Below are 24,248 nucleotides of genomic sequence, written 5' to 3'. Positions count from 1 at the left end.
ATGACCGCCCTCCACCCCGGCGGCACCTCACCACCACTTCCCCGGTCATTGTGGGTATTCCGGCTCGCGGTAACGGCCGTCGCGCTCCTGGCAATCGGTCTCGGCGTCAGTGTGACCGCGGCGGCGCAGCCAGCGGAACCGCCGCCGCTGCCACCCGGGACGACCACTCCGCAGTGGCCACCGCCACCCACAACGACTCCCGGCCAGGCCACACCTGCCACCCCGGTGCCGAGCGCTCCTACCGTCCCCGAACCCCAGGCCCCGCACCCCACGCAGGCTCCGTCTCCGACTGGTCCGGATGGGACGGCACCAATCGAGCCATCGGATCCCAGTGACTCCGACTGCGGGGTCCGCAATATCTCCGGGTGTGTCGCCGAAGCGATCGACGGATTCTTCCAGCGCCTGGTCGAATCCGCGCTCAACCCCCTGCTCGAACTGCTCTCACACACCCTCCTGACAACCCCCGAGCCCGGTGACCTGCCACGAGTCGGTGAGCTGTGGGATTCATCGTGGCAACTGATGCTGGCGGTGTACGGGCTGCTGGTGATGGCCGCCGGGGTGCTGCTGATGGTGCGCGAAACCCTCCAGACCCGATGGTCGGTGCAAGATCTGGCGCCGCGGATCGCGGTCGGGTTCCTCGCCGCAGCGATGAGCCTCCTCATCGCCACGCAGGCAATCCGCGTCGCCAACGCCCTCGCCACCGCATTGGCCGGCGACGGAGTCGACTCCGATTCCGCCGGCGCGGCGCTGCGGGAACTGGCAACCATCACTGCGGTGAGGGGGCTAGCCAGTCCGGCGGCCGGGGCCGGGATCTTTGTGATCCTGTTGGAGGTCGCGCTGGTGGTGCTGCTGGTGGTTTTGCTCATCACCTACGTGGTGCGGGTGGCGGTCACCATCATCCTGGTCGTCGCCGCGCCACTCGCGCTGATGTGTCATGTTCTGCCGGGGCTGGATTCGGTAGCGCGGTGGTGGTGGCGCTCGTTCGCCGCCTGTCTGGCGATCCAGGTGGTGCAGTCGCTCGTGTTGGTTACCGCACTGCGAGTGTTCCTCACTCCCGGAGGATGGGAATTCTTCGGGCCCAACGCCGACGGATTGGTGAGCTTGATCATCGGGCTCGCGCTGATCGCCGTATTGATCAAGGTTCCGTTCTGGTTGCTGTCGAGCATGCGGATCGGCCATGGCGGCGGCCGAAGCATGGTCGGGTCATTGGTGCGCGGCTATGTCACCTACAAGACCTTCGGTCTGCTCAAGGGCGGCGAGAAAGCGGCCGTCGCCACTTTCCGGCGCCCGGCTCCCTCGCAGCCCGGTAACAACATCCCCGTCGCCCGCGCCCGAACAGGCAGTGGCCGCCGCAATTCCGCCGCCGTGGTGGGCGGTGCCGATCCGTACTCGCGGACGCGGTCGACTCGCGACGGCCAGCTGATGCTGCCGCTCGAAGGGGTTCGCCGCGTTCGGCGAACACCCGCGCCGACTCCGCACCAGCCGCAGCCGTCAGCGGCCAACACCTACGCTGCCAACCCGCCGGGCGCTGCCACCCCGACGCCAGCCCGCAGGAAACCGCGGGGCCGCCAGCTCGCGTTCGATTTCACACCACCGGATCCGTACAAGGGGATCCGCGCCGACCACCGCGGCCAATACCCGCTGCCGATCCCCGTCCACCGAGTTCAGCCTGCACACACCGCCGCACCCGCTCAGCGCCCCACCGCGCCGGCACCAGCGACGCCCTCGACTCCCGGGCGGCCGCGCCGGCCCACTCAATTGGCGTTCGAGTTCGAGCCGCCCGACCCCTATGAGGGCAACCGGCCACTGCGCAGTGGCCAGTACCGGCTGCCGTTCCCGGTACCGAGGGCCCGGCCCGGCGACCGCGCTACCACACCGCCGCCACCACCGACCTCACCTACACCCCCGTCACCGACCGGCCGCCAGTTACACCTTCCGCTACCCGATCTTCCGGTGCGCCGCCGAGCCCGCCGCCGCTCTCCCCGAGGAGGAAACAACCGATGACCACACCCGTTCGTATCCCCTCCGATGTCGACCGGCCGGACCGGCTGATCGGCCCGTTCACCGCCCGCCAGCTCGCGATCCTCGCGGCCACCGCGCTGCTCCTCTACTTTGTGTGGTCGGTAACCCGCGAGGTGGTCGCGCCCGTGGTATTTGTCGCCGGCGCCATCCCGGTCGGCGCCGCGGTCGCGGCACTGACCATGGCCACCCGCGACGGCCTATCAGCCGACCGGCTGCTGTTGGCCGCAGCTCGCCAAAGGCTACAGCCGCGCCATCTGGCCGCAGCGCCCGAAGGCATCGATCCGGTACCACGCTGGATCGCGCGAGCCGCACGTCGAGGCAAGAAACCCGTTGCCCCGCACCAGTTACGCTCCCGCACCCTGCAACTTCCCGAATCGGTGACCTCGACTGGTGAAACGGGGGTCGTCGATCTCGGCCCGGACGGACTGGCAGTGATCGCCGCGGCCGGGACGGTCAACCTCGCCCTGCGCACTCCCGAGGAGCAGGAAGCCCTGGTGTCCCAGCTCGGTGGCTGGCTGCACACGCTACGTCAGCCGGTCCAAATCCTCCTGCGCTCGACTCGCCTGGACCTGACCGACCAACTCGAGAGCCTGCGGAACGCAGTCGGGGAAATGTCTCCGGAGCTGGCCGCCGCGGCCCATGGTCACGCTGACGATTTAGCCGAATTGGCTGCGAGTGAGGATTTGATGCACCGGCAGGTGCTGTTGGTGTGGCGCGAACCCCTCGACATCCCCGCTTCGGGCGATGGGCTCGGCGGACCGTCCCCCGCTGCAATGCTCGGCTGGCTGGCGTCGGGACGGCGCCACGCCCGCCGGGAGCTTTCGAGTGCGGCGCGCCGCGCCGCGGAGTCGCGGTTGTTGCGCCGGGTGCACGAGGCCGCCGATCTCTTGGCTCCCATGGGGGTCACCGTGACGCCGCTCGACGATATCCAGGCCACAGCTGTGGTCAGAGGGTGCTGCAACCCGGGCAGCCTTGTGCCTTCCTCCGCCGATGTGGCCGGCCCCCACACCGTCATCAGCACCGACGCCGAGCACATCACCGAAGATATCGGCCCGCACGACACCATCGCACAGGCCAACGCACCACGGGACCGGCGCCTCTGGCTGCGAGATCACCGAACTTCCCGTGCCGGAGACGGGTTCGGCCCGGATTCGCTGTCGATCGGGGCCCGCCATCTCGAGGTCGGCTCCGGCTGGGTGGCCACCCTCGCGGTCACCGGATACCCACGGGAAGTCACCGCTGGTTGGCTCGCGCCGCTGCTCTCACACCCGGGCCGCCTCGATGTCGCCGTGCATGTCGATCCGGTGGACCCGGTCACCGCGGCGTCGCGGTTGCGGCGCCAGACCGCGCGGCTGGAATCATCGAGGCTGCACGACGCCGGCTACGGGCGCCGCACCGACCCTCTGGTCGAGGTGGCAGCCGAAGATGCCGCCGATCTCTCCGCGCGAGTGGCGCGTGCCGAAGCACGTCTGTTCCGGGTCGGTCTGTATCTGACCGTGCACGCCGGATCGGAAACCGAACTCGCCGACGAAGTCGCCGCAGTCCGGGCTCTGGCGGCGAGCCTGCTGGTCGACACCTGCCCCCTGTCCTACCGCAGCGCCCAGGGGTGGGTGTCCACCCTTCCACTCGGCTTGGACCTGATCCGGCTGCGGCGAACCTTCGACACCAACGCCCTGGCGGCCGCATTCCCGTTCTCCAGCCCCCAACTACCTGTCGGCGACCCGGCCCACGCGGCATCCCCCGAGGGCGTGCTCTACGGTCGCGACGCCGCGGCGGGATTGGTGTTCGTCGACCGGTTCGGCACCGGGTCCAACAACCACAACACGGTAGTCCTCGGCCGCTCCGGCGCGGGGAAAAGCTATCTCGTCAAAACCGAGATCCTGCGCTCGCTCTACCGCGGAATCGAACAGGTCATCATCGACCCCGAAGACGAATACCGCACCCTGACCGAGGCCGTCGGCGGCACCTACATTCACCTCGGCGCCCCCGGAATCCGGCTCAACCCCTTCGACCTGGAAATTCACACCCGCACCGACGGCCGCCGCACCGCTCCCGCCGATGCGTTGACGCATCGGAAACTGTTCTGCCACACCGTAATCAGTGTACTTCTCGGAGAACAGACCCCGGCGCATCGTGCCACCCTCGACACCGCCGTCAACGCCACCTACAGCAGTGCAGGCATCACCGACGACCCCGCCACCTGGACTCGGCCTGCCCCTACTCTGGGCATGCTGCGCCACCAGTTGGCTGCCCTCGGTTCAGCGGTCGCCGATGATCTCGCTGCCGCGTTGGCGCCGTTCGTCGGCAATGGCGCATTCGCCGGCCTCCTGGACGGGCCGACCACCATCAGCCCGGACGCGGCGATGGTCGCCTACTCGCTGCGAGAGCTGCCCGATGAACTGAAAACGATCGGGACACTCCTGGTGCTGGATGCTACGTGGCGGAGGGTCGCCGATCCCGGCGGCCGTCGGCCACGGATGGTGACCGTTGACGAGGCGTGGCTGATCATGCGCCAAGCCGCCGGTGCACAGTTCTTGTTCCGGGCCGCGAAATCGTTCCGCAAGTACTGGGCCGGGCTCACTGTCGCGACCCAGGACTGCGCCGATGTACTCGGCACCGACCTCGGCAAAGCGATCGTGTCCAACGCGGCCACCCAGATCCTCCTCCACCAGGCCCCACAGGCGATCGACGAGGTCGCGACCGCGTTCAAACTATCCGACGGCGAACGCCAATTCCTGCTGTCGGCCGCACGCGGCCAAGGACTACTCGCGATCGACGGCACCGACCGCGCTGTCTTCGCGGCCATGGCCTCGCCCGAGGAACACGCGTTGATCACCACCGACCCCAGCGAGCTCGCCGGCACCGACGACGCCGCAGAGGCGGGGCTCGACCCTCCCGACGCCGTCGCATTCACTTCCGCCGGCGATGCCACGGACGACGCCGGCGGCGGTACCGAAGTCGATCACGGTGATGACGACGGCGACGGGAACACATATCTCGATCTGCAGGAGGCGTAGGCCGTGTCACCTCAACTGCTGGCTTCGCCGCCGCACGACGGGCTCACCGAACTACTACTCGACCCCGCCACAACCATGCGGGAATTCGTCACCGCCGTCATCCAGTTCATGACCGGTCCCACGGCGGTGATCACCATCATCATCGGAGCGGGGGCGTTCGCACTCGCGCAGGTGCTCGGATCCGTGCGACGACGCCGGCTGGGCGCCGACGCACGCCAGATCACCGTCCTCACCCCACCAGAGGTCGACCCGAAAGGCGCGTACACGTTGTGGGCGCATCTGACGGGGCAGCTTCGCCCGGCTTGGCGGCGTGTGGTGCTCGGGCAACCACACCTGGGATTCGAGTATGCGGTGACTCCGGAAGCCGGTGTGGCGATCCGGATCTGGGTACCCGGGCAACTTCCGCCCGGGCTGGTGGAGCGGGCTGTGGCATCGGCATGGCCGGGTGCGCACACCCGCACCAGCCACACCACCACCGAACCGCTCCCACTCCACGGGGCCAAGGTTCGGCGTGTGCTGTCTGCGGGTGAGCTGCGGCTGGGACGCCGCGAGGCGCTGCCGATCCGCACCGACTACCGGGGCGGGGATCTGGTCCGCGACCTCATCTCCGCCGCTGACGATCTCGCTCCTGGTCAGGCTGCCTGCGTGCAGGTGCTGGCGCGGCCGGTCACCGGCCGGCGCGTCAGCCGCGGCACCCGCAGCGGCCCGGCGGTGTGGCCGGTGCCGCTGCTACGAGAAATCCTCGACCTGCTCATGCCAGGCCCGGTCCGCCGGTCCGGCCGCACCCGTGCAGCAGCCGCAGCCCAGACCCGAGACCGGCAGACAGCGATGCAGGAAAACACCGAGCACCGAGCCGCCGCCGATAAAGCCCGGGGCCCGCTCTGGGAGAGCATCATCCGCTACGCCGTCACCGTGCCCGATACCGGCGACCGGACGGCGGCACGGGCCGTTGCGCGGGGGCGGGCGGATGCCCTGGCCGTGGTGTTCGGGTCGTGCACCGATCACAACTATTACCGGCACCGCAGACGCCGGAGGCTCGCGAATGCATTGGCGCAGCGACGACTCGGGCGCGGCGATTTACTGTCGGTCCCGGAATTGGCGGCTGTTGCCCACCTTCCGCATGATCCCGCGATTCCCGGGGTGCAGCGGGCGGGTGCCCGTGCCGTGGCTCCGACGCCGGATATCCCGGCGGCAGGACCATTCGCGAAACCACTCGGGGTCTCCGACACCCCGGGTGCGCGGTCGGTGGCGGTGCGGGTCGCTGACGCCCGACACCACCTGCACGTCCTCGGCCCCACCGGTGTCGGGAAATCCACCCTGCTCGCGCAGTTGATACTCGATGAAGCCGACCAAGACCGCAGCGTGGTCGTGGTCGACCCCAAAGGCGATCTGATCACCGATATCCTCGCCCGTCTCCCCCGCCGCTGCGCCGACCGGGTCGTGTTGTTCGACGCCGACTCCCGCAGCCAACCGCCCTGTTTGAACCCCCTCGACACCCCAGCCGACCGCGCGGGCACCGACCGGGCCGTGGACAACCTGGCCACGATCTTCCACCGCACCTTCGCCCAATGGTGGGGTCCGCGCACCGACGATGTCCTGCGTGCGAGCCTGCTCACGTTGTGCCGGCAGCCCGGCGTCGCGACCTTGACCGACCTCCCCCGGCTGTTGACCGAACCGGCGTTCCGCACCCGAGTCACCCGCGCCACCGCCGACCCAGTGCTTCGAGGGTTCTGGTCCTCGTACGAGGAACTGACCGACTCGGCCCGTAACCAGGTCATCGGGCCGCTATTGAACAAGCTGCGGCACTTCCTGTTCCGTCAATTCGTCCGGGATTCCCTCACCGCCGGCCCCTCCACCGTCGACCTGGGCGAGGTCCTCGACCAGGGCGGGATCTGTCTGGCCCGGATCCCGAAAGGCTCCCTCGGCGAGGACACCAGCCGGCTCATGGGGTCGCTGTTGGTGGCCCGTACTTGGCAGGCGACCACGGCTCGGGTCGGCACGCACCCCGATCGGCGCCCCGACGCCACCCTCGCCCTCGACGAGGCCCACAACTTCTTGAACCTCGCCACGCCTTTGGAGGACATGCTCGCGGAAGCCCGCGGCCTGCGCCTGTCCTTGGTCCTCGCCCACCAGAACCTCGGCCAGCTGCCCTCCGATATGCGGGCCGCGGTATCGGCCAACGCACGCAACAAGGTCATTTTCACCGCATCCCCCGAAGACGCCCGCGACCTTGCCCGCCACACCAGCCCCTGGCTATCCGAACACGATCTCACCCACCTCGACGCCTTCCACGCCACCGCCCGCATCCTGGTCCGCGGCCAGCAGGCTCCGCCGTTCACCCTCACCACCCGAACGCTGCCCCCAGCTGTCCCAGGCCGCGCCCGCGAAATCCGCGCGGCTGCCCGCGCTCGCCTCACCTCGCCGCCAGAGCCGACCATCCAGCCGGCCGAACCCGAACACGAATCGAATCCCGACCTCACCAAACCTGCGGCGCTACCAGCACGCAACGGCGATCCACGCCTGTCCTGACACCTACGACGTCCACGGACCGACGAGCGGATACACCTGCCCAGCACATTTCATCACCGGAGGTTTGGCCCACATGATCAATCGCCCGCTCCGGCAAACCGATCTCCGAGCACCCCGCCCCACCCGAGCACCGGCCACCGACCATGCCGGGCTGGTGGTGCGGCTCACCGCACGCGATCGGTGGATTCTGCGAATGCTGCACGAGCACCGGGTATTGACCACCACCCAGCTCGCGGACTTGGCGTTCCCCTCCCTCGTCACAGCTCGCCGACGGCTCGCGCTCCTGCACCGCTACCGGGTCGTCGACCGGTTCCGGCCCCTGCGCACCCACGGCACCGCTCCCGGACACTGGGTACTGGCCCCGTCCGGCGCCGCCGTGGTGGCGGCCGAAGCAGGTATCGAGGTCCGCCACCTGCGCTACCGCCGCGAACACGCCCTGGCCATCGCCCACAGCCTGCAGCTGGCGCACACCATCGGTGTCAACGAATGGTTCACCGCCCTCGCCACTGCCCCCGGAGCCGGGCGGGTCCTCGCGTGGTCGTCGGAAACCCGCTGCCGCCGACTCTGGGGCGACCTGGTCCGCCCCGACGCTTACGGCCGCTACGCCCATAACGGCGCAACGCTGGACTTCTTCCTGGAGTTCGTCCTCGGCACCGTCAACCTGTCGTCGGTAGCCGGCAAGCTCACCGGCTACGCCGAACTCGCCCGCTCCACCGGCATCATCACCCCCGTCTTGTTCTGGGTGCCCACGATCGGCCGCGAAACCACCCTCCGCCGCGCCCTGCTCGACTCCTGGAGAACGCTGCCCGACCCTGCCGCGGTACCCGTTGCCACCGCGGCAGCCGAGCTCCTCGACGACACCGAACCACACCCGAGCCCCGCCGACCGAGTGTGGCTGCCCCTCAACGCCACCGGCGTCGCCGAACGTATCGCTCTCCACCACCTCCCCGCTTCCTGGCCACACCTCACCCCACCACCGCCCAGCAACGACGATGCCGGCCTGCCAGCACCCGGCGAACCGACGGACCTTCCCCCGCCTTCACCGACTCCTCCGTCCAGCGCAGGAGGGCAATGATGTTCGGCAAAGTCCTCGCCACCGGTTCGGCTGCGGTCGTGTTCTGCTCGGTCGTCATCGCCGCGGTCGTCGCCACCGTCGTCCTCTACAACCACACCCCTACGACACCGGTCCCCGCGCCAGGCGCTGACACTGCGCCGAGCACCGAAGCGCTCACCGACATCCCACCGGAGAGGCTGGTGCTCTACCAGGACGGCGCCCGATCATGTCCCGGCCTGGACTGGTCTATCCTCGCCGCAATCGGCAAGGTCGAAACCGATCACGGCCGCTCCCCGCTACCCGGTGTCACCACGGGCGAGAACTTCGCCGGCGCCGCGGGGCCGATGCAGTTCCTCGCCGCGACCTTCGACTCCGTCGTCGACCGCCACCCGCTACCACCGGGCGGAGCGAACCCACCGTCGCGCTACAACCCCCACGACGCCGTCCACGCTGCCGCGCATTACCTGTGCGACTCCGGAGCACCGGCCGATATCTATGCCGCGATCTTCGCCTACAACCACGCCGATTGGTACGTCCGCGACGTCCTCGCCCAAGCCGACCGCTACTCCACCCGCGCCACCGTCCCACCGCCAGGAAGCGGGAACTGTGCCGATATCCGGGCCGCGAGTCCTGCGGCGGCGGCTGTCATCTCGTTCGCCTGCCGGCAACTCGGGCAACCGTATGTCTGGGGTGGGAACGGGCCGGAGCAATCTGGCGGATGGGACTGCTCCGGGCTCACCCAAGCCGCCTATAGCGAAGCCGGCATCGCTATCCCCCGCACCACCTACGACCAAGTACACGCCGGCCCCCGCATCTCCGAAGACCAGCTTCAGCCCGGTGACCTGCTCTTCTACGGCACCACCGCCGATGTCCACCACGTCAGCATCTATCTCGGCGCCGGAAAAATGCTCCACGCACCGACATTCGACCAGCCCGTACAAATCTCGGACCATCGCTGGCCCGGCGACGACTATTACGCAGCTACCCGACCCGCCGCCCACACACCGGCACGCGAGCCGGCCCCGCGGCTCTGAACCGGAATTCCCGAATCGAGCGTCGTCCGAACAGGAGCCCCATCGCCATGACCACACGAAGCACCGTCAGCGCCCTGGTGGACTTCTCCCACATCCCACCCGGCGGCACCGAACTCGTCCACCACATCGACGAAGTCCAGATCCCCATCACCACCGATCCCCACCACTGCGACCACCAGGACACCCTCTGCCCCGAATGCGCCTCCCTATGGGCAACCGAGCACCTGTTCGCCGAACCGCTCCCCTGGGATCACCCCCGAGACACTGCACATCCTGACAGTCAAGAGTGAAATCTGCCCGCTGGAGATAGCGCCGGAAACGAAACCACCGCGCCCTGCATCCCCCTGGGCACCTGCCTACGAAAACGTCGCGACGCAGGTAGACACAGGAACTGGGGCGGATACCCGGGCCGGGCCGACCGTCTTGCTTCCGATACCGCTTGACATTTCACCGCGTACGGAGCGTCCATGGATCCCGGAACCCCACGAATCCGAAACCGCGGGGAACCGTCCCGGCCGGGACATGACGAAACACACCACCACTCCACCCCTTTCGAGGAGGGACCCGTCATGTCCACCACTATCCGACCCACCGCCGAAGACGCCCTGTGGGCTGTCATCGACACCGAACCCCGCCCCGCCACCGAACTGGCCACCGCCGCCGGAATCAGCCCATCCAAGACCCGCAAAATCCTCAACCAATGGGCAGCCGACGGCAGCATCACCCGCCACGCCGATGAGGACCCCCGCGCCGCCGCTCGCTGGAGCATCACCACCGACCACAGTTCCGACAGCACCATAATCAGCGAGTCGGAACCCGCCACCACGCAGGCAGACGCACCTTCACAGCCCGAGGCGGCCACCAGCGAACCCGAACTCACGCCCCCACCCGATCCGATCGACACGAATCCCGAACCGGACACGGTTGTCGCCGAGGCACCCGGCGAACAGGACCCCGAGTCGGCGGCGGAGTCGACCAACCAGAGCGACCCCGACCAGGACAAACTCGCTCCCGGAGCCTTGCGTGGACTGGTCGAAGACCACCTGCGTGACCATCCCGGGCAAGAATTCACCCCTCACCAGATCGGCAAAGCTCTCGCGGGACGTTCCTCCGGCGCCGTGCACAACGCGCTGATGAAACTCACCCAGACCGGCGTCGCGAAGCAGACCTGCGACCGCCCCAAAAAGTTCGCACTCGCTCGGGACACGCAGTAGCACCCCGGCTGCACGAAAATACCCGCCCCGGCCAAGAAGACAGCGGGGCACAGATGGAGTCAGAAGGACCGACAAACCATGATCATCAACAAACCCGCGCATCGACTGCGGACCGAACCATTGCCCTTGTGCCGACTCGTTCACCGTGTCTTCGCCGAATACGACGACGGCACCAGTATCTGCCTAGGCGCGGTACACACCGACGGCCACCAGTGGCGATGGGTCGACAAACACACCGGATTACCCACCGCCACCGGCCACGGCTACGACACCGCCCAGCAAGCGGCCGCCGCGATGCTGACCCGCATGTATCCCGCATGGAAACCGCCGCACACCCGGCCGATCCGAAATAACGCTGCACGACGCGGACCGGCACCCGCGTGATCGGGAAATACTGTGGCAGCGCCTCCCCCGCAACGATGCCGGGGAGGCGCTGTCCTGGGGCCACTGTCACGCCTCGACGACAACAGGATCTGAGAGAACGATGATCGAGAACACGGGTTACATCCTGCGGACCGAACCGCTCCTGGTTCTATCGGTGTTCTGTGACGTCACCGATCGGTGGATCCTGACGTCGCGCCAGATCTAAAGATGTTTGTATCGGCGAATTTTGACGTCGCGATCTTGGTTGCAGTGCAAAGATGCGTGTCCTTCGCCCCATATACACGCGTTGGAGAGAGTCGCCGTTGCCTCGTCAGACGGAGGTCGAGCGCTACGCCGCGATCCGATGCGATGCACGAGCGGGGATTTCGGGTCGATGGGTGTAGCCGAAGACCAAGTGGTCAATCCTCCATCGCCTGGGTTCTCAGCACGTCGACCTCGCAGCCTGGCGAGGCCGGATCGAAACCGTGCTCAACCAGCCAGCGGGCCCCGCGCAGGCTACGCAACGACCACCAGGCGCGGATCACGTCGAGGTCGACGTCGGCACCGTAGCCAGCGATGACGTCGCCGAGGTGTTCCTGGTGTCCAAGCGTCAAGGTGGCGAGGTCATACAAGGGATCGCCCTGTGCCGCCTCGGACCAGTCGATAATGCCGGTGACCTCGTCACCGTCGACGAACACGTGAGAGGTCTGGAGGTCGCCGTGTGTGAACGTCGGCGTCCACGGCCGGAGCGCGATCTCGGCTATCCGGCGGTTGTATGCGACTACGTCGGTGGGGACCACCCCGCTCATCGCAAGCCATACACATTCGCGGTCGAGCTCGGATGCGAGCGCGTCGAGGCTGTGGCCAGGCCATGGCGGCAGCGGCGCGTCGTGCAACTTCCGTACGGCGGCACCAGCCGCAGCCCACGCCGCCGGAGACGCGGTCGACGGCTCACCGAGGCGGCCGAGTGCCGTCCCTGGCAGAGCGGCGAGCGCGAGCACGGGCGGCTTGCGCCACAGAACCTCCGGGGTCGGGATCGGCGCCCTGGCCATCGCCTCGACCTCGACGTCGGTGTTTGACTGATCTGCGTCAATCTTCAGGAACATCCCGCCGACGCGCAAAGTCGCGCGCTCATGATGGGCGACAATGACCTCGACTTCTTTCACGGCGGCCATTATGGCTGGGATGACCATCGACGTCGCCGGGATTATCGCGTGTGAGTGACCCGTCGCTGGCTTGGCCGAGGCGTTGTCTCAACGGGTGTGGGTCCGGACGCCCTGCTGGTCCCCGCTGTCACCGTTGCGTGCTGCAGACTGCTCGACAATCTCGACCCTGCCCACGCTCGGTGACGTCAGAATTCACCGATCGGATCGATCACATCCGACTCTGAGCAACGGTCGGATTCACCGATAAACGACGTCAGAATTCGCCAGCACAACCAGTTCCGGGCCTACTGCGCTCAGGTCCAGACGATTGCGGATACAGAGGTGGTGGCAGGGTGACAGAGACCCCTTGGCGACGCCATCAGGGCCTTCTCCGGCGGGAATGGCGCCCAAACCCACCCAGCCGTTGTCGAGGAAGGTGAGGGATCCGGCGTCGATTCGGCGGGTGATGCGGCCGTGGCGGGCACCGAAAGGAAACTCCTCGGGGAGATGCCGAGCCGCTTCTTCGGTCAGGTACACGAAGGCTTCTATTTCTGCCATGACCGCAACGATATGTAAATAGCCTCTGCCGTAGAAGATTTCGTACACCGATTAGGTGTCCTCAAGGCATGCTGGACCGTGCACGATCCGCGTGCGCTGACCAGTGGGGAGGAACAGCATGACCGGAACCGGCGAGCAGGGGCGGCCGACGCCCTATCCGTTCGGCGTCGACGAGACCACCCGAAAGCTCCTGGGCCCGGCGGGGCTGGCAGACCTCGCCGCGAACCTGTGGCCTCACGAATGCCAGACCTGCGGGCAGCACTTCGCTGGCACCCGTCCGGCGGTCTACGTCCGAGCGGGAGACCCTGCCATCGCGACCGCCGGCTTGCACCATCCCGATTGTCAACCAGCCCGCTGGGATAACGAGCGGTCGTCGGCGCCGCCCTCGGAAAGGGCCCGCCCACTCAACTTCGTGCTTCGAACCTTCCAGCTACCCACCGTCACCGAACTCGGCGGGCCCGAGACTTGGCGTCCGTTCCTGCTCGTGAATCCCGGTCTGGAACAGGTCTTCCTCGGCAAGCAGGGCGGTCAGTGGCGAGTCGCCACCACCTCCTACTACACCCAGTTCGGGCTTCAAGCCTCCGACGGGCTGATGAAGGTCAGCGGCTCGGTACCGGATGGGGCGGACGATGCCCGTACAGTCGCCGACCAGCAACTGCGCGATAGGAGGCTCCGGCAGATGCATCTCAATCAAGAGCGCCGACGCGATCAGGGGCGCGGTCGGGACCGTTGACAACGCTCCGGTCGCCGTCCTGGCAATCGGAATAGCCCGGTGCGACGAGCCTGCGTGCACCCGTGTGCGCAGAGTCAGGAGCCCAACAGAGGGTGCCGGCACGAGAGGTCCAAACGGCCGGAATCCGGCTGTAAGCCCCCGGTACCGCAGATAATTTGCGGAGCCGGCTCCATCTGATAAGAGTATTTGCCCAGGTCGGCACTAGAACTACCGCAGATAATCGGCAGTTGTATGCGCCAACTTCCTTAGCGCCGGATTTCGCGACATTGGGCCGACGGATTGCAAAGGCCCTGTTCGGCGATGGTTTTGTCCCGCTAGCGCCGGATTCCGGTCGTCTGGACCCCTGCCCCGTTCACGGGCGGCCTGCCAGCGCGGTGATAAGTCTGCGGGCAGCTGCCCGGGAGAGTCGTCGTACCGCACGACCAGAGGTTTCACCCTCTGCGAGCGGATCAATCTCTGTCCCCTTGGTCGCTTTGGCGAACTCGGTCCTGAAATGCTCGGCATCGGCCTTCGCAGCCAGTGTCTTGAGGTAGTCGACCTGCTTGACGGTTACCGGCTCGGCTTCGGCCCGCGCAGAGCGCTGTCTCAGCTCGGCGTAGTGCGCGTCGCGGGCGGCCTTACGGGCAGCCTGGACTTCAGGCCCACGGTCGATGACCCGGACTCGCTCGAACCAATCCTGCGTGCCGGGCTTGCCGGTCACAGCCTCCCACAAGACGTTTGTGGTCAGAGATTCCTCGTCGACATCCTCGGTGAGACCCGGGCCGGTCAGAGCGGTGTAACCGCCGCCACGGCGGACGACAGAGAACCCAGCCGGTTCGACGTGAGCGGTAAGCCAGTCCTGCCCGCACCCACAGTAGTTGGCGTGGTAGCGGCTCCATTTCGAGTGCAGTGCCTCGTAAACCAGCTCGTCACCGAAGTGGTAGGTATCGCGCGTGAATCCGGACACCAGGCAAGTCTCGCACGGTCACAGCGGCGCTGCGTCGCCGTTGGAATATCGAATTGCCAAATGCTGCAATGCTATCCGGCGACACGGCCTGGACAGTAGTGTGAACGCATGGCCTTCAGCGTGTTCACTCCCGACGTCGATTCGCATCACGGACTCCAGTTCGGGGATCAGGATGAGTTCTGGTTCGAGGGGCCGGTGCTGGTCGTTCGCAGCCACCTCGACGTGCGGTACTACGTCCCTCGCCAGTGGCAGGAAGTGCACTACAGGACACACCCCGAAGAGCGGCGACCCGCGGCGAAGTCCTGAAGCCCTGCCCCAGCCCGGCCGTAGCCGAAGCCTCCCGACCGTCGAAAAGCCTTGTGGATAGCAAGTTTTAGCTGGTAGTCGCCAGATCCTTTCGTGTCGGTGGCTGGTGATACACCTCCCTGCACGTTCGGCGAGCGCTCGGCCGGGCGATGTTCCACTTCCCCCGCTCACGAGGGGCAGGGGTCGCATCGACGTTCAGGAAGGTTTCGACTTGATCGGCATTGATGTGTTCGCGGTGATGGTTTCCGTAGTGGCCTGCCTCACCGTCGGCATCGGATTCATGGTGGGGCGCGGCCGGGCGGCCGTCGCCGAGGAGCAGGCACGCCACTGGCGCCAAGCAGCCGAACGGATGCAATCGGAGCGTGATGCCGCCGGGGAACAGGCTCGCCAGGAGCGAGATTCAGGCGTGGCGGAGGCGCGGCGCGAGCGTGATGTCGAGGTCACGCGGGCACGGTCCGAGCGTGACGCCGCACTCGCGCAGATACAAAGCGAGCGCGCCGACGCAGAGGAGCAGCGGGCGGCGCTGCAGGAACAACTGCAAGAGGCAGCGACCCGGAGCACAGCCGCCGAAACCGAGCTTGCGGCGCTACAGCAGCGCCACACCGAGGAGCTCGCCGAGCTGCAGGAGCGTCATGTCGGGGAGCTCGCTCGCGCGCACAGCATGCACACCGAGATGGAGGCGGCCAACGTGCGGCTGACCACGGCGGCATTGAATTCGGCCGGGGAAAAGCTGGTCAAGCAGTTCACCGATATGGCCGAACAGCGCGCACAGGCGACCAGCCGTGAGTTCGACAAGCGGGAAAACTCGTTCGACGAACTGGTCAAGCCCGCGGTGGAGCTGATCAAGGCAACATCCGGGCAGATGACCGAACAGATCACCGAGCTGATCAAGCAGAGCAGCGTCGCCCAGGCCGAGTTCCGTGCGCAGGTCAAGCAGGTGAGCACCGACCGCGACCTGGTGGTGAAGTCCACCGACGAAGTACTCAGGGAGGTCGGGCAGCTCAGAAACGTGTTCCGCAAACCGGAGGCGCGCGGCCAGTGGGGCGAGCAGACCCTGCAGGCGGTCGTCGAGGCCTCCGGAATGGTGAACCTGATCGACTTCGACGACCAGCCGACGTTCGACACCGACGACCGCACCCAGCGCCCTGACCTGGTCGTCAAGATCAACGCCGATATGGCCGTGGTCGTCGACGCCAAGGCCCCGTTCAACGCACTGATCCAAGCCTCCGAAGCCAGCGACGAGGCCGCAATGCAGGAACGGCTCGCGGCCCACGCCAGGCACGTCCGCACCCACATCGATCAGCTCTCCGCCAAGCAGTACTGGCGGCTGCCGACCAGGTCACCAGAGTTCGTCGTGATGTTCGTGCCCTCGGACACCTTCTTGTACGCGGCGTGGGAGCACGACCGTAGCCTGTGGGACTACGCCGCGCGCAAGAACGTCATCCTGGCGACCCCGACCAGCCTGCTGGCGATCCTGCAGTCCGCCGCGGCGGTGCTGCGCTACGACAAGAGGGTCACCAACGTGCAGGCCACCGTGGACGGCTGCGCTGAGCTGGTCAAGCGGCTGGCCAAGCTCGCCGATCACGTAAGAACTCTGGGCGGGCATCTCGGCAAGTCGATGCAGAGCTTCAACTCGGTAGTGGGCTGCATGAATGACCGCGTGTTGCCCCAGGGCCGCAGGGTTAACGAGCTGCAAGGTGGGGAGACTTCGCTTCGCGAGCTCGACGCGGTCAACGTGGATCTTCGCCAGGTTGCCAGTTCTTTCGCCGAACTCGACGGCGACAGTCCGACCGCGGCTTAACCCTCCGGCGGCGAGGCCGGCGGCTTGGCCACCGAGAAAGCCGACACCAGGCCCTGCCCCAAGCCGGGGCCCCAGGAGGTCATTGCTACCCCTCTCGACACCGGATTTGCCCCGGTCAAGCGCGTGTCGGTGGCATTGTGCGATTCCGATAACACGGGATGGATTCGCACGGTTTCCGTGTTAACCTCTATGCAAGCAAGGAACCGGCTGTCCGGGCGTACGCCTCGACGGTCGGTCTGGCCCTCGGTGTAGCTACAGCAGCCGGGGGCTGCTTCTTTTCCAGGGGTGGGTCACTCGACCGGGTTCACGAAGTGCACGCGGTTCTCGACGATGCTGAACAGCCGCGAGGTCCGGTCGCGGTGGGTGAGGCTACGGCGGTAGGCCGAAGACACAACATCGGGCAGCCAGAGCAGGTGCTCATACCTCGGTGAGGTCTGCAGCAGACGGACATTTCGGAGCTGAGGGTTCGCCGATACCAGTTCCTTGTGGTTGGCGCGATCCTTGTTGCGGAAGTTCTGCTGGTTGCGTTCTTCAAGCACGAGCAGCTCGACGGGATCCCACCCTTCACCGCCGGCGGCCAGTTCGAGGGTGATCCCGCGGTAGCACGCGCGGCGGGCAAGCTTCGCCGTCGCGGTCATCGCCGGCCAGGGGGACGCGGTGGGCGATCACGCAGGGTCGGACCCTTCGGCGAGGATCCAGCATGTCCTTCATCGCATCGGGACCGTCAGGATCTTGCAGGGCCTATGTGGAGTGTCAGTAGGTGCCGCCGACGATCTGCCGCAGACCTGTACGAAGTTCGGCCATATCCGGCTGGCGGACAACCACTGCGGTGAAGACGTAGAACGTCTCCGCCGGCTTCACATCAGGTTTGTGCGTTTGGTACGACTCGTCGAGGTAGGCCACCGGCCCCTTGGTGCGGCGGTAAGCATCTGCCACGATGGCGCCCTTCGCCGCATCGAATCCCATCGCGCAATACTAAATCCCAGTTCGTTCGACCATACGTGCGAACGCCCGCAACGCAATCGGCATGCGCCCTGCGTCTCATAACCAAGTTTTCGAGGCAGTCCGGGCCAGGTTGCCTGATGTCAATGCGTGGTGCAGTGGTTCCCTCATCGATCCTGCGTCACTCGGTGACTGTGATCACCTTGTCCTTCACGACGAGGGGGGCGTCCTCCGGTCCTTTGACGTATTCGGGGATCCACACAGCGCGTGGGTTTTTGAAGCGCGCATGCTTGAGGTGGCGCCAGTGCCCGCGGACCATCCACCGGTGGCTCCAGTCCGGTGCCTCTCCTGCGGTGCCGCTGGGCGGCCGGTGCCGGGACTTCAGGTCGACTGTCAGCAGTGTCGAGGGGATCCCGGCTTTGCCCAGTCGTCGCCGTAGCGGGCGCGGGACGGCCGGCTCGGCGATGTCGGCCAACGGTGCGTCCATCAGTGCCCAGGTGGCTCGGACATAGCGGCACAACACTTCTGACTGGGCGTTCAGGACCCCTGCCTCGCGACTGGGTTGGTTGCTGATGGGATGACCGACCGGCAGAAAGAGCGAGTCGCCGAAGGAGCCCAACGGCCCAAAAACACTGACGGGAAGATCGGGCTCGTTCGGCGAGAGCCAGGACACCGTGACACCGTCATCAACTCGGCCGAAAAGGGTGCGGGTAGCCGGATGCCAGGCGAACCCCTGCAGTACGTGCAAGATGTCGCAGGTCCGCTCGTTGCATCGCAGGCGCACGGGCCGCTCCATGAGCAGGAACCCGTGCGGAGCTGGCGTTTCAGCGACGACGAAGTCGTCATCGGGCATCGTGGCCTGGGCCGTGTCGATGATCGTCACCATGTCGGTGGACATCCAGAAGTTTTGCGCCTGACGCAGGCTATCCAACTCCATCTCAGGTCCGGAATCGGTGCCCTGATCCCGCGGGGTTCCGAGCTCGGCGAACATCTCTGCTGCGAGGGGCCCGGCCAGATGCTCGGCATAGCCTTCCTTCCAGCGCAGGACTTCCAGCGGTGGAAGGGCAGGAGCAGACACATCGACCATAGTCGTATAGTAGATATTTTTGCAGGTCAGCGCACCATTACTCTGGTTTGTCGGCCGCCGGTTCGGCATGCTGCAGTTGCCTCGGCGCGTTGGCCGTGTGCACCCGCGTGGCAGTTTCTTACCGTAACCTTTCTCCCGGAGGTTCCTGGGCCTCTTCTCCGCTGCGAGCGGTCCGCTGCCAGCCTCGATAGGCGCGCTGCCTGGCTTGCTTTTTCTTGAGTTCGGCTTGCCGCTGTCGGTACGCACGTTGCCGGCAGGCATTGCTGCAGTACTTACGGTATCGACCAGTAGGGGCGGGGAAGAGACGTCGGGAGAAGACGATCCTGCGGTGGATGTGACGGTCTGCCCACCCGCGGCCGTACTGAACAGGCAGATCACACGGGCATTGCGGGCAGTGTCCACGCCCGAGCGAAGGGGTGTAGCCGTGGTACTCGCACCACGTGAGCGGTCTCGGCTCGACCCCGATGGCAGGGTCACCGATTCCCGCTGCGAAGTCCCCGATCTGCTGGAGCATCCGGTCCCGGTCGGCTGCGTCCAACGCAGCGAGCATCGAACTCAGTTCTCCTCCGCGGAGCAGCATCGACGAGATAATTCCCCACACGATGCTCTGAAACGCCCGGGCAATGACCTCTTGTGGGTCCCGCACTGCCCAGCCGCGAAGCTGTTGGATGTCGTCTTGTATCTCCGGGGAAAGGAATGCACGTTCGAAAGCGTCGGTGAAGCATTGGAAGAATTGTTGGGCGGCGTCCGATGAGATGATCGCCCGCTCCACTGGTGCACGGTTCGCGCCGCGCTTGCTCATTCGGTCTCTTCCTGTTCGATCGGCTGCCAGGATGCTTTTGTGCTCGAAGGGCCGCGGCCCCCACTGTGGTCGTTGTCCTTGCCAGGCTTACCGACGCCCCGGAATCCGAAAGCGGCCGCGAACGCTGCGAAGATGTTCGAAGCGTCGCTTCGCGGGGCGCGGACCAGGGCGACGACCGTCACGAGCGTGATGGCGGCGAGAAAGATGGCCGCCGGCCATGTACTGGCTGCGACGGCCGAACCCGCGGAATGGATGATGCTGTTGTACAAGGGTCCTCCGGAAACAAAGAAAGCCCCCGGCGTCGGCGCCGAGGGCTTTAGGTAGTCGATTCGGTTGTGGGACAAAAAAGCCTCAGTCCATGGACTGAGGCTGGCTGAGGATATAGGTCCCCGTTGGGAGACAGTGTATCAGCTTGACCATCCAGCCAAACCCGATCTGGGACATCGAATAGCCGCTGGTACAGGGCCACTTTTCACTTCCCACCCAATTGGCCCTGCTTTCGTAACGCCCGCCGCGGCGAGTGCCGTTGGCGATCTGGGGTTCCGGTAGTAATCGCCGAAAAAACAACGGATATGCCGTTGGACCTGGTCAGAGATGGTGATGAGACGGGAATTCCGGCTGGCTACTGGCTGCCTGGATGCTGGAGGATCTGGGTCTGGAGGCGGTTGCGCAGGTCTGTTTCCTCGGGCGTGGGGGGTGTAACCCGAATACGCCAGAAACGGGCAATGGCGTATTCGGGTCACACCCCCATAAGGGCCCTCCGGGCCTCGTTTTCCCCGAGCTGACCCGATGTCACTGCTTTGTCGAGCAGAAACAGGTCCCGTGTGTCGAGTACGAGTCCCCCTCCTTCGGCGAAGTCTTCGACATCTGAGCTGTGATTGCGCATGAGAGGACGCCGCGCACTGGGGTCACGATCGCGAAACTGGTTCACGATGTACCACTTGGCCGCAGGTAGTTCGCGGTTGCCCAGGGCGTACAGCGCTGCGAAGCGCTCGATCTTCAATAGGTCGCCTGGTTTGCCCCCCCCTGAGGTGTAGCCCTTGGCTTCGCCCGACCAGCCCTGGTGTCAGTCGGAACCAGATCACAATCAGGCCGCGAGCCAGTCGCGGTAGTGCGTGGGAGCGATTTGCGTGCCGTCGGTGGCGGTGAGGGCGTCGCCGGATGCGGAGGCGAACGGACCGGCGTTGTCGTCGGTGAGGATGGTGCGGCCGTTGCCGCGGGCGCCGAGTGTGATCGTGCCGAGCTCGTCCAGGGGAAAGACGTCGGGACCGGCGACATCGCGAACGCCGTGGAGGGGGGCGCCAGCGGCGATGTCAGCGACGGCCCGGGCGGCATCGGCGGCGGCGATGGGCTGTAGTGAAGTAGAGGGCAGCCGAACGGTGTCGCCCTCAGTAGTCCAGGACATGATGTCTTCGATGTACTCGAAGAATTGAGTGGCGCGGACAACGGAGTAGTGGACCGCTCCGGCCTTGAACAGCTGCTCCTGGAGGACCTTGGCCCGGTAGTAGCCGAGGTCGGGCACCCTGTCTACACCGACGATAGACAGCAGGACGGCGTGCTGGACACCGGCCGCCTCGGCCGCGGTGAGGAGGTTGGCTGTCGCGGTCCGGAAGAAGTCGGCGGAGGCGTCGTCGGCGGTGGGCGACTGCGTCGCGTCGATGACGACATCGGCGCCTGCCAGCGCCGCGACGAGCCCTTCGCCCGTGAGGAGGTCCACGCCGGTGGATCGTGCGTGCGGTATAGCTTCGTGTCCGTCCTTGGCGAGGGTCTCCACGATCTTGGAGCCGATCAGCCCAGTTCCACCGGCCACTGCGAACTTCATAGCATGTCTTCCTTGTCGTTTTCTCTTGTGGGTGAGAGGCCACGCTCCGTCCCCGGGCAGTCCGGGACCGCCGCGCTGATCCAGGCGACCAGGACCGCGGTGAGCACGCTCGTCGCCCAGAACGCGGCCCGCCAGCCGACCAGCTGGTGGCCGCCGCCGTCGCGGCGGGCACGGATCTGGCCGGTCACCCGTGGCCTCCTCGGCCCGGTGCCGGGCCGGTCTGGCTGTGCTGTCGAACAGTCAGCTGCTGCTCCGCTCGGCAGCACACAGGCATAGCAACGAGCGTCATCCAGCGCAGTCCCACCCGATGCGGTTGCACCATTACGGCCGCGCGGCGGATGCGGCTGCGACCGCTGTATCCAGTGGGTTGCGAGTCGGATGGCCGAGGAGGTTCGCGAGGTCGGGGTTGGTGCCATCCAGGAAGCTGTGCCGGATGCCCGTGGCGATCGAGGCAAGCATGGGCGGCTGGAACGGCAGGAGCCCCGGTGTGTCCTGCAGGAGCCTGCGCCGGTACTCGCCCAGATCGATGGTGCGGTGCGGAACGCCGAGTTGGTCGGCGACCTGCCGCGCGGTGATCGGCGTGCCGACAAGGTCGTAGACCCGCCCACCGTGCCGCTCGGGATTCGCCGCGACGATCGCGGCGGCCTCGGCGAGGTCCTCCCGCGCAACTGCCGCCAGCGCCCCCTCCCCGAATGGGGACTCCACACCGTCGTCGCCCCACAGCAGGAGCCCGCCGAAGAGTTCGGCGTACAGGCCGTTGCGCAGGATCGTCCACGGCAGTCCGCTCGCACGAACGAGGCGCTCGGTGGCACGGTGCGCCAGTGCGAACCCGAGGTGGTCGCCAGCTGCCGTCAGGCTAGACAATGTGGCCGACGCCGTCACGGGCGGCGGCATCCAGTACCGCGCCGTGCCGAGCTATGACCTGATCGTCTTCCGCGTAACCGGCGGAGATCATTACGAGGGTCGAGACACCGGCGAGGTCGAGCCCCTTGGGGTCGTCGAAGTCGAGGTAGCGCACCCTCTCGCCCGGCGTGCGGCTGGCGCCCGTCGCATCAACACCGCGGGTACACAGCGCCGCAAGGGTGGCTGAGCCGAGGCTCCCGTTTGCTCCCGTCACCAAGATCATGTCAGTCGTGCTCTTCCGTCGTGGTTCTCTTCAGTAACTACGCTTGATCCTCGAACGCACAACCGACGACCACAAGAAGGCAGTTTGATGTCACTCACGCACACCGAGGTAACCGCACCCGCCAACCTCGACCCCTGTGGCCGCGAGGACCACCCCGACTGCGGCATCCGTGATGTCCTGGACCGCATCGGCGACAAGTGGTCGGTTCTCGTGATCGTGGAACTTGCGAATGGGCCGCGCCGGTTCCGCGAGCTGCAGCGCGCCATCGACGGCATTTCCCAGCGGATGCTCACCCTCACCGTGCGTCGGCTCGAACGTGACGGCCTCGTGCTGCGCACCGTGTACCCGACCGTCCCGGCCCAGGTCGACTACCGCCTGACCGACACCGGATCCGGCCTGACTCACCTGGTCAAGGCGCTTGCCGACTGGTCGCTCGCACACCGTGGCGTCATCGCCGAAGCTCGGAACGCATACGACGAGGCGCACCCCGACAACGAGATCCGCTAACCCAGCGCCAGGAACCCCCTGCGCTCCAGATCCAGGAGCCGGCCTGTGCCGTCGAGGCCGAATCGGCGGTTCAGATCTTCGAAGAACACGTCCGGATAGCCGGGCCGATAGCGGACGTAGTGCCGAGCTGTCCCTTCGAACAAGCCTTCCCGTGGATTGAATCGACCATCCCAACTCACTGCTCGTAACAGCGGCGCCAAATGCGGCACACCGTCGGTGACAACTACTACCAACTGCGACCCGGGAGGTTTCGGGTTCGACGGACGACATCGGATGCATGTTCAGAAATTGATGCATTGTTGAACAATTCTGCGAACTATAGTCGCTGGTCAGCGATGTTCAGGTGTGAATCCGTCCAGAAATACGCCTTTAATGAACAGACAAACGCAGCCAGGCCCGGCCGGTGCGCCGACGCGGGCGTGGGAGTTGTTCACCGTGGCCGGCGTCTGATGCGGCGATCGGGTCTCGCGCAAAATCTGCTACACGGACGATCGGACCGTCTGCCCGACCGTTCGCCTGCCGGGGCCGTTCTTGGGGGCCGGTCAAGATAGCATCGGGGCCGGTACTAGGTCAGGACTGGAGATGCCTCGCAACAGACGTCCGCAGGATCGGGAAGAGAAGCGCGCGGAGATCGTGGTGGCCGCCCGGCGGTTGTTCGTCGAGGAGGGATATGACGCGGCGGCGATGACGCGGATCGCCCGTGACGCCGGAGTGGTGTCGAACACGTTGTACTGGTACTTCCAGGACAAGGACGCGGTGTTGATTGCGGTCCTGGATGCGGTCCTGGCCGACTCGATGGCCGCCTACGGCGAAGTGCTGGGTTCGGGGCTGGCTGATCGGTTGTTGTGGCTGGTCGAGGAATTGGAGCAGCTGGGGCGATTGGTGAGCACGGTGCACACGCGCGCCGAGAAGTCCGCGTCCATCCAGGAATGGCATGAGCAGTTCCACGCATTGGCCGAGGGATTGTTCCGGGCGGAGCTGGTCGAGCTCGGTGTGCCCGCTGATGAAGTGGATTCGCTGGTCGCGATCGGCGTTTTCGTTGTCGAGGGCTTGCTGACGCATCCGAGGGATCAGGCTCAGCGGCGCGCGGTGATCGAGACGTTGCTGAACAGCGCTCGCAGTCTTGCCGCGACCGCCGGCTGAGTGCCTGGTCTCCCGCACGTCCAGCCCGGGACGATCTACTGGGTCGTGCGTGCGGTGTAGTCGAACTGTGTTGCCAGGAAATGGAGTTGGTCACGCA

At 66.3% G+C, this 24,248-nt stretch carries 25 protein-coding genes; 13 read left to right on the top strand and 12 right to left on the bottom strand.

Going from position 1 to position 24,248, the window contains the following annotated elements:
• The 8 genes from ABZ827_RS21275 to ABZ827_RS21240 all read left to right on the top strand — a co-directional run bounded on the left by ABZ827_RS21275 (nt 1) and on the right by ABZ827_RS21240 (nt 11,254).
• Complete coding sequence (locus tag ABZ827_RS21275) at nt 1-2,004, top strand: hypothetical protein (protein ID WP_357239078.1); 2,004 nt, start codon at nt 1-3, stop codon at nt 2,002-2,004.
• Entirely contained in the window at nt 2,001-5,039 is a 3,039-nt protein-coding gene (locus ABZ827_RS21270) for a PrgI family mobile element protein (protein ID WP_357239075.1), read from the top strand. The genes ABZ827_RS21275 and ABZ827_RS21270 overlap by 4 nt, the downstream gene beginning before the upstream one ends.
• 3 nt (nt 5,040-5,042) lie before the next feature.
• Nucleotides 5,043-7,568, top strand: a complete 2,526-nt coding sequence (locus tag ABZ827_RS21265) for a DUF87 domain-containing protein (RefSeq protein ID WP_357239072.1) — start codon at nt 5,043-5,045, stop codon at nt 7,566-7,568.
• A gap of 73 nt (nt 7,569-7,641) precedes the next feature.
• Nucleotides 7,642-8,643, top strand: coding sequence for a replication-relaxation family protein (locus ABZ827_RS21260; protein ID WP_357239069.1), 1,002 nt, complete (start codon nt 7,642-7,644; stop codon nt 8,641-8,643).
• Nucleotides 8,640-9,656, top strand: a complete 1,017-nt coding sequence (locus ABZ827_RS21255) for a bifunctional lytic transglycosylase/C40 family peptidase (RefSeq protein WP_357239066.1) — start codon at nt 8,640-8,642, stop codon at nt 9,654-9,656. Before ABZ827_RS21260 ends, ABZ827_RS21255 begins: the two co-directional genes overlap by 4 nt.
• A 47-nt stretch (nt 9,657-9,703) precedes the next feature.
• Nucleotides 9,704-9,946, top strand: a complete 243-nt coding sequence (locus ABZ827_RS21250) for a hypothetical protein (RefSeq protein ID WP_357239062.1) — start codon at nt 9,704-9,706, stop codon at nt 9,944-9,946.
• A 279-nt stretch (nt 9,947-10,225) separates the two neighbouring features.
• Nucleotides 10,226-10,870 (top strand): hypothetical protein, encoded by a 645-nt coding sequence (locus ABZ827_RS21245; RefSeq protein ID WP_357239059.1) that lies wholly within the window; start codon nt 10,226-10,228, stop codon nt 10,868-10,870.
• A gap of 78 nt (nt 10,871-10,948) precedes the next feature.
• Nucleotides 10,949-11,254, top strand: a complete 306-nt coding sequence (locus ABZ827_RS21240; protein WP_357239056.1) for a hypothetical protein — start codon at nt 10,949-10,951, stop codon at nt 11,252-11,254.
• Between the two features lie 398 nt (nt 11,255-11,652).
• Here the strand turns inward: ABZ827_RS21240 and ABZ827_RS21235 are convergent, their stop codons facing one another.
• Both ABZ827_RS21235 and ABZ827_RS21230 read right to left on the bottom strand, forming a co-directional pair.
• A complete protein-coding gene (locus ABZ827_RS21235; RefSeq protein WP_357239053.1) occupies nt 11,653-12,408 on the bottom strand; it encodes a phosphotransferase in 756 nt (251 codons plus the stop codon).
• A gap of 228 nt (nt 12,409-12,636) precedes the next feature.
• Entirely contained in the window at nt 12,637-12,984 is a 348-nt protein-coding gene (locus ABZ827_RS21230) for a hypothetical protein (protein ID WP_357239051.1), read from the bottom strand.
• A 70-nt stretch (nt 12,985-13,054) separates the two neighbouring features.
• Between ABZ827_RS21230 and ABZ827_RS21225 the strand changes: the two genes are divergently transcribed.
• Nucleotides 13,055-13,669, top strand: a complete 615-nt coding sequence (locus ABZ827_RS21225) for a hypothetical protein (RefSeq protein WP_357239048.1) — start codon at nt 13,055-13,057, stop codon at nt 13,667-13,669.
• Between the two features lie 352 nt (nt 13,670-14,021).
• Here the strand turns inward: ABZ827_RS21225 and ABZ827_RS21220 are convergent, their stop codons facing one another.
• Nucleotides 14,022-14,615, bottom strand: a complete 594-nt coding sequence (locus tag ABZ827_RS21220; RefSeq protein ID WP_357239045.1) for a hypothetical protein — start codon at nt 14,613-14,615, stop codon at nt 14,022-14,024.
• Nucleotides 14,616-14,723: 108 nt separating this feature from the next.
• Between ABZ827_RS21220 and ABZ827_RS21215 the strand changes: the two genes are divergently transcribed.
• Together ABZ827_RS21215 and rmuC are read left to right on the top strand one after the other, a co-directional pair.
• On the top strand, nt 14,724-14,921 hold the full coding sequence (locus ABZ827_RS21215) for a hypothetical protein (protein WP_357239042.1): 198 nt from the start codon (nt 14,724-14,726) through the stop codon (nt 14,919-14,921).
• A gap of 211 nt (nt 14,922-15,132) precedes the next feature.
• A complete protein-coding gene (gene rmuC, locus ABZ827_RS21210; RefSeq protein WP_357239039.1) occupies nt 15,133-16,722 on the top strand; it encodes a DNA recombination protein RmuC in 1,590 nt (529 codons plus the stop codon).
• 290 nt (nt 16,723-17,012) lie between these two features.
• Here rmuC and ABZ827_RS21205 read toward each other — a convergent pair whose 3' ends face one another.
• The 8 genes from ABZ827_RS21205 to ABZ827_RS21170 form a co-directional block, all read right to left on the bottom strand.
• Complete coding sequence (locus ABZ827_RS21205) at nt 17,013-17,360, bottom strand: hypothetical protein (protein WP_357239036.1); 348 nt, start codon at nt 17,358-17,360, stop codon at nt 17,013-17,015.
• 115 nt (nt 17,361-17,475) lie between these two features.
• The gene (locus tag ABZ827_RS21200) at nt 17,476-17,688 is read right to left on the bottom strand and encodes a hypothetical protein (RefSeq protein WP_357239034.1); all 213 of its coding nucleotides are present in this window, start codon (nt 17,686-17,688) and stop codon (nt 17,476-17,478) included.
• Between the two features lie 157 nt (nt 17,689-17,845).
• A complete protein-coding gene (locus ABZ827_RS21195) occupies nt 17,846-18,751 on the bottom strand; it encodes a hypothetical protein (RefSeq protein WP_357239031.1) in 906 nt (301 codons plus the stop codon).
• Between the two features lie 798 nt (nt 18,752-19,549).
• Entirely contained in the window at nt 19,550-19,822 is a 273-nt protein-coding gene (locus ABZ827_RS21190; protein ID WP_357239028.1) for a hypothetical protein, read from the bottom strand.
• 818 nt (nt 19,823-20,640) lie between these two features.
• Nucleotides 20,641-21,375 carry an NAD(P)H-binding protein gene (locus tag ABZ827_RS21185; RefSeq protein WP_357239026.1) on the bottom strand — a complete coding sequence of 245 codons (735 nt, stop codon included), beginning with the start codon at nt 21,373-21,375 and terminating at the stop codon, nt 20,641-20,643.
• Nucleotides 21,372-21,563 (bottom strand): hypothetical protein, encoded by a 192-nt coding sequence (locus ABZ827_RS21180; RefSeq protein ID WP_357239023.1) that lies wholly within the window; start codon nt 21,561-21,563, stop codon nt 21,372-21,374. The genes ABZ827_RS21185 and ABZ827_RS21180 overlap by 4 nt, the downstream gene beginning before the upstream one ends.
• Before the next feature lie 133 nt (nt 21,564-21,696).
• Nucleotides 21,697-22,239 carry a hypothetical protein gene (locus tag ABZ827_RS21175; protein WP_357239020.1) on the bottom strand — a complete coding sequence of 181 codons (543 nt, stop codon included), beginning with the start codon at nt 22,237-22,239 and terminating at the stop codon, nt 21,697-21,699.
• Nucleotides 22,232-22,393 (bottom strand): hypothetical protein, encoded by a 162-nt coding sequence (locus tag ABZ827_RS21170; protein WP_357239017.1) that lies wholly within the window; start codon nt 22,391-22,393, stop codon nt 22,232-22,234. The genes ABZ827_RS21175 and ABZ827_RS21170 overlap by 8 nt, the downstream gene beginning before the upstream one ends.
• 195 nt (nt 22,394-22,588) lie before the next feature.
• Here ABZ827_RS21170 and ABZ827_RS21165 point away from each other — a divergent pair, with 195 nt between their 5' ends.
• Nucleotides 22,589-23,008: a helix-turn-helix domain-containing protein gene (locus tag ABZ827_RS21165; protein WP_357239014.1), complete on the top strand. Its 420-nt coding sequence runs from the start codon at nt 22,589-22,591 to the stop codon at nt 23,006-23,008.
• On the opposite strand, the gene ABZ827_RS21160 is transcribed toward ABZ827_RS21165, so the two are convergent.
• Nucleotides 23,005-23,187 carry a hypothetical protein gene (locus ABZ827_RS21160; protein WP_357239011.1) on the bottom strand — a complete coding sequence of 61 codons (183 nt, stop codon included), beginning with the start codon at nt 23,185-23,187 and terminating at the stop codon, nt 23,005-23,007. The two genes, ABZ827_RS21165 and ABZ827_RS21160, sit on opposite strands and share 4 nt — an antisense overlap.
• A gap of 403 nt (nt 23,188-23,590) precedes the next feature.
• Here ABZ827_RS21160 and ABZ827_RS21155 point away from each other — a divergent pair, with 403 nt between their 5' ends.
• Complete coding sequence (locus ABZ827_RS21155) at nt 23,591-24,151, top strand: helix-turn-helix domain-containing protein (RefSeq protein ID WP_357239008.1); 561 nt, start codon at nt 23,591-23,593, stop codon at nt 24,149-24,151.
• The last annotated feature ends 97 nt before the right edge of the window (nt 24,152-24,248 follow it).

The sequence above is a fragment of the Nocardia sp. NPDC019395 genome (assembly GCF_040632335.1).
Taxonomy (GTDB): domain Bacteria; phylum Actinomycetota; class Actinomycetes; order Mycobacteriales; family Mycobacteriaceae; genus Nocardia.
Note: the sequence above shows the minus strand (reverse complement) of the source record. Positions and strands in the feature narration are given on the sequence as shown.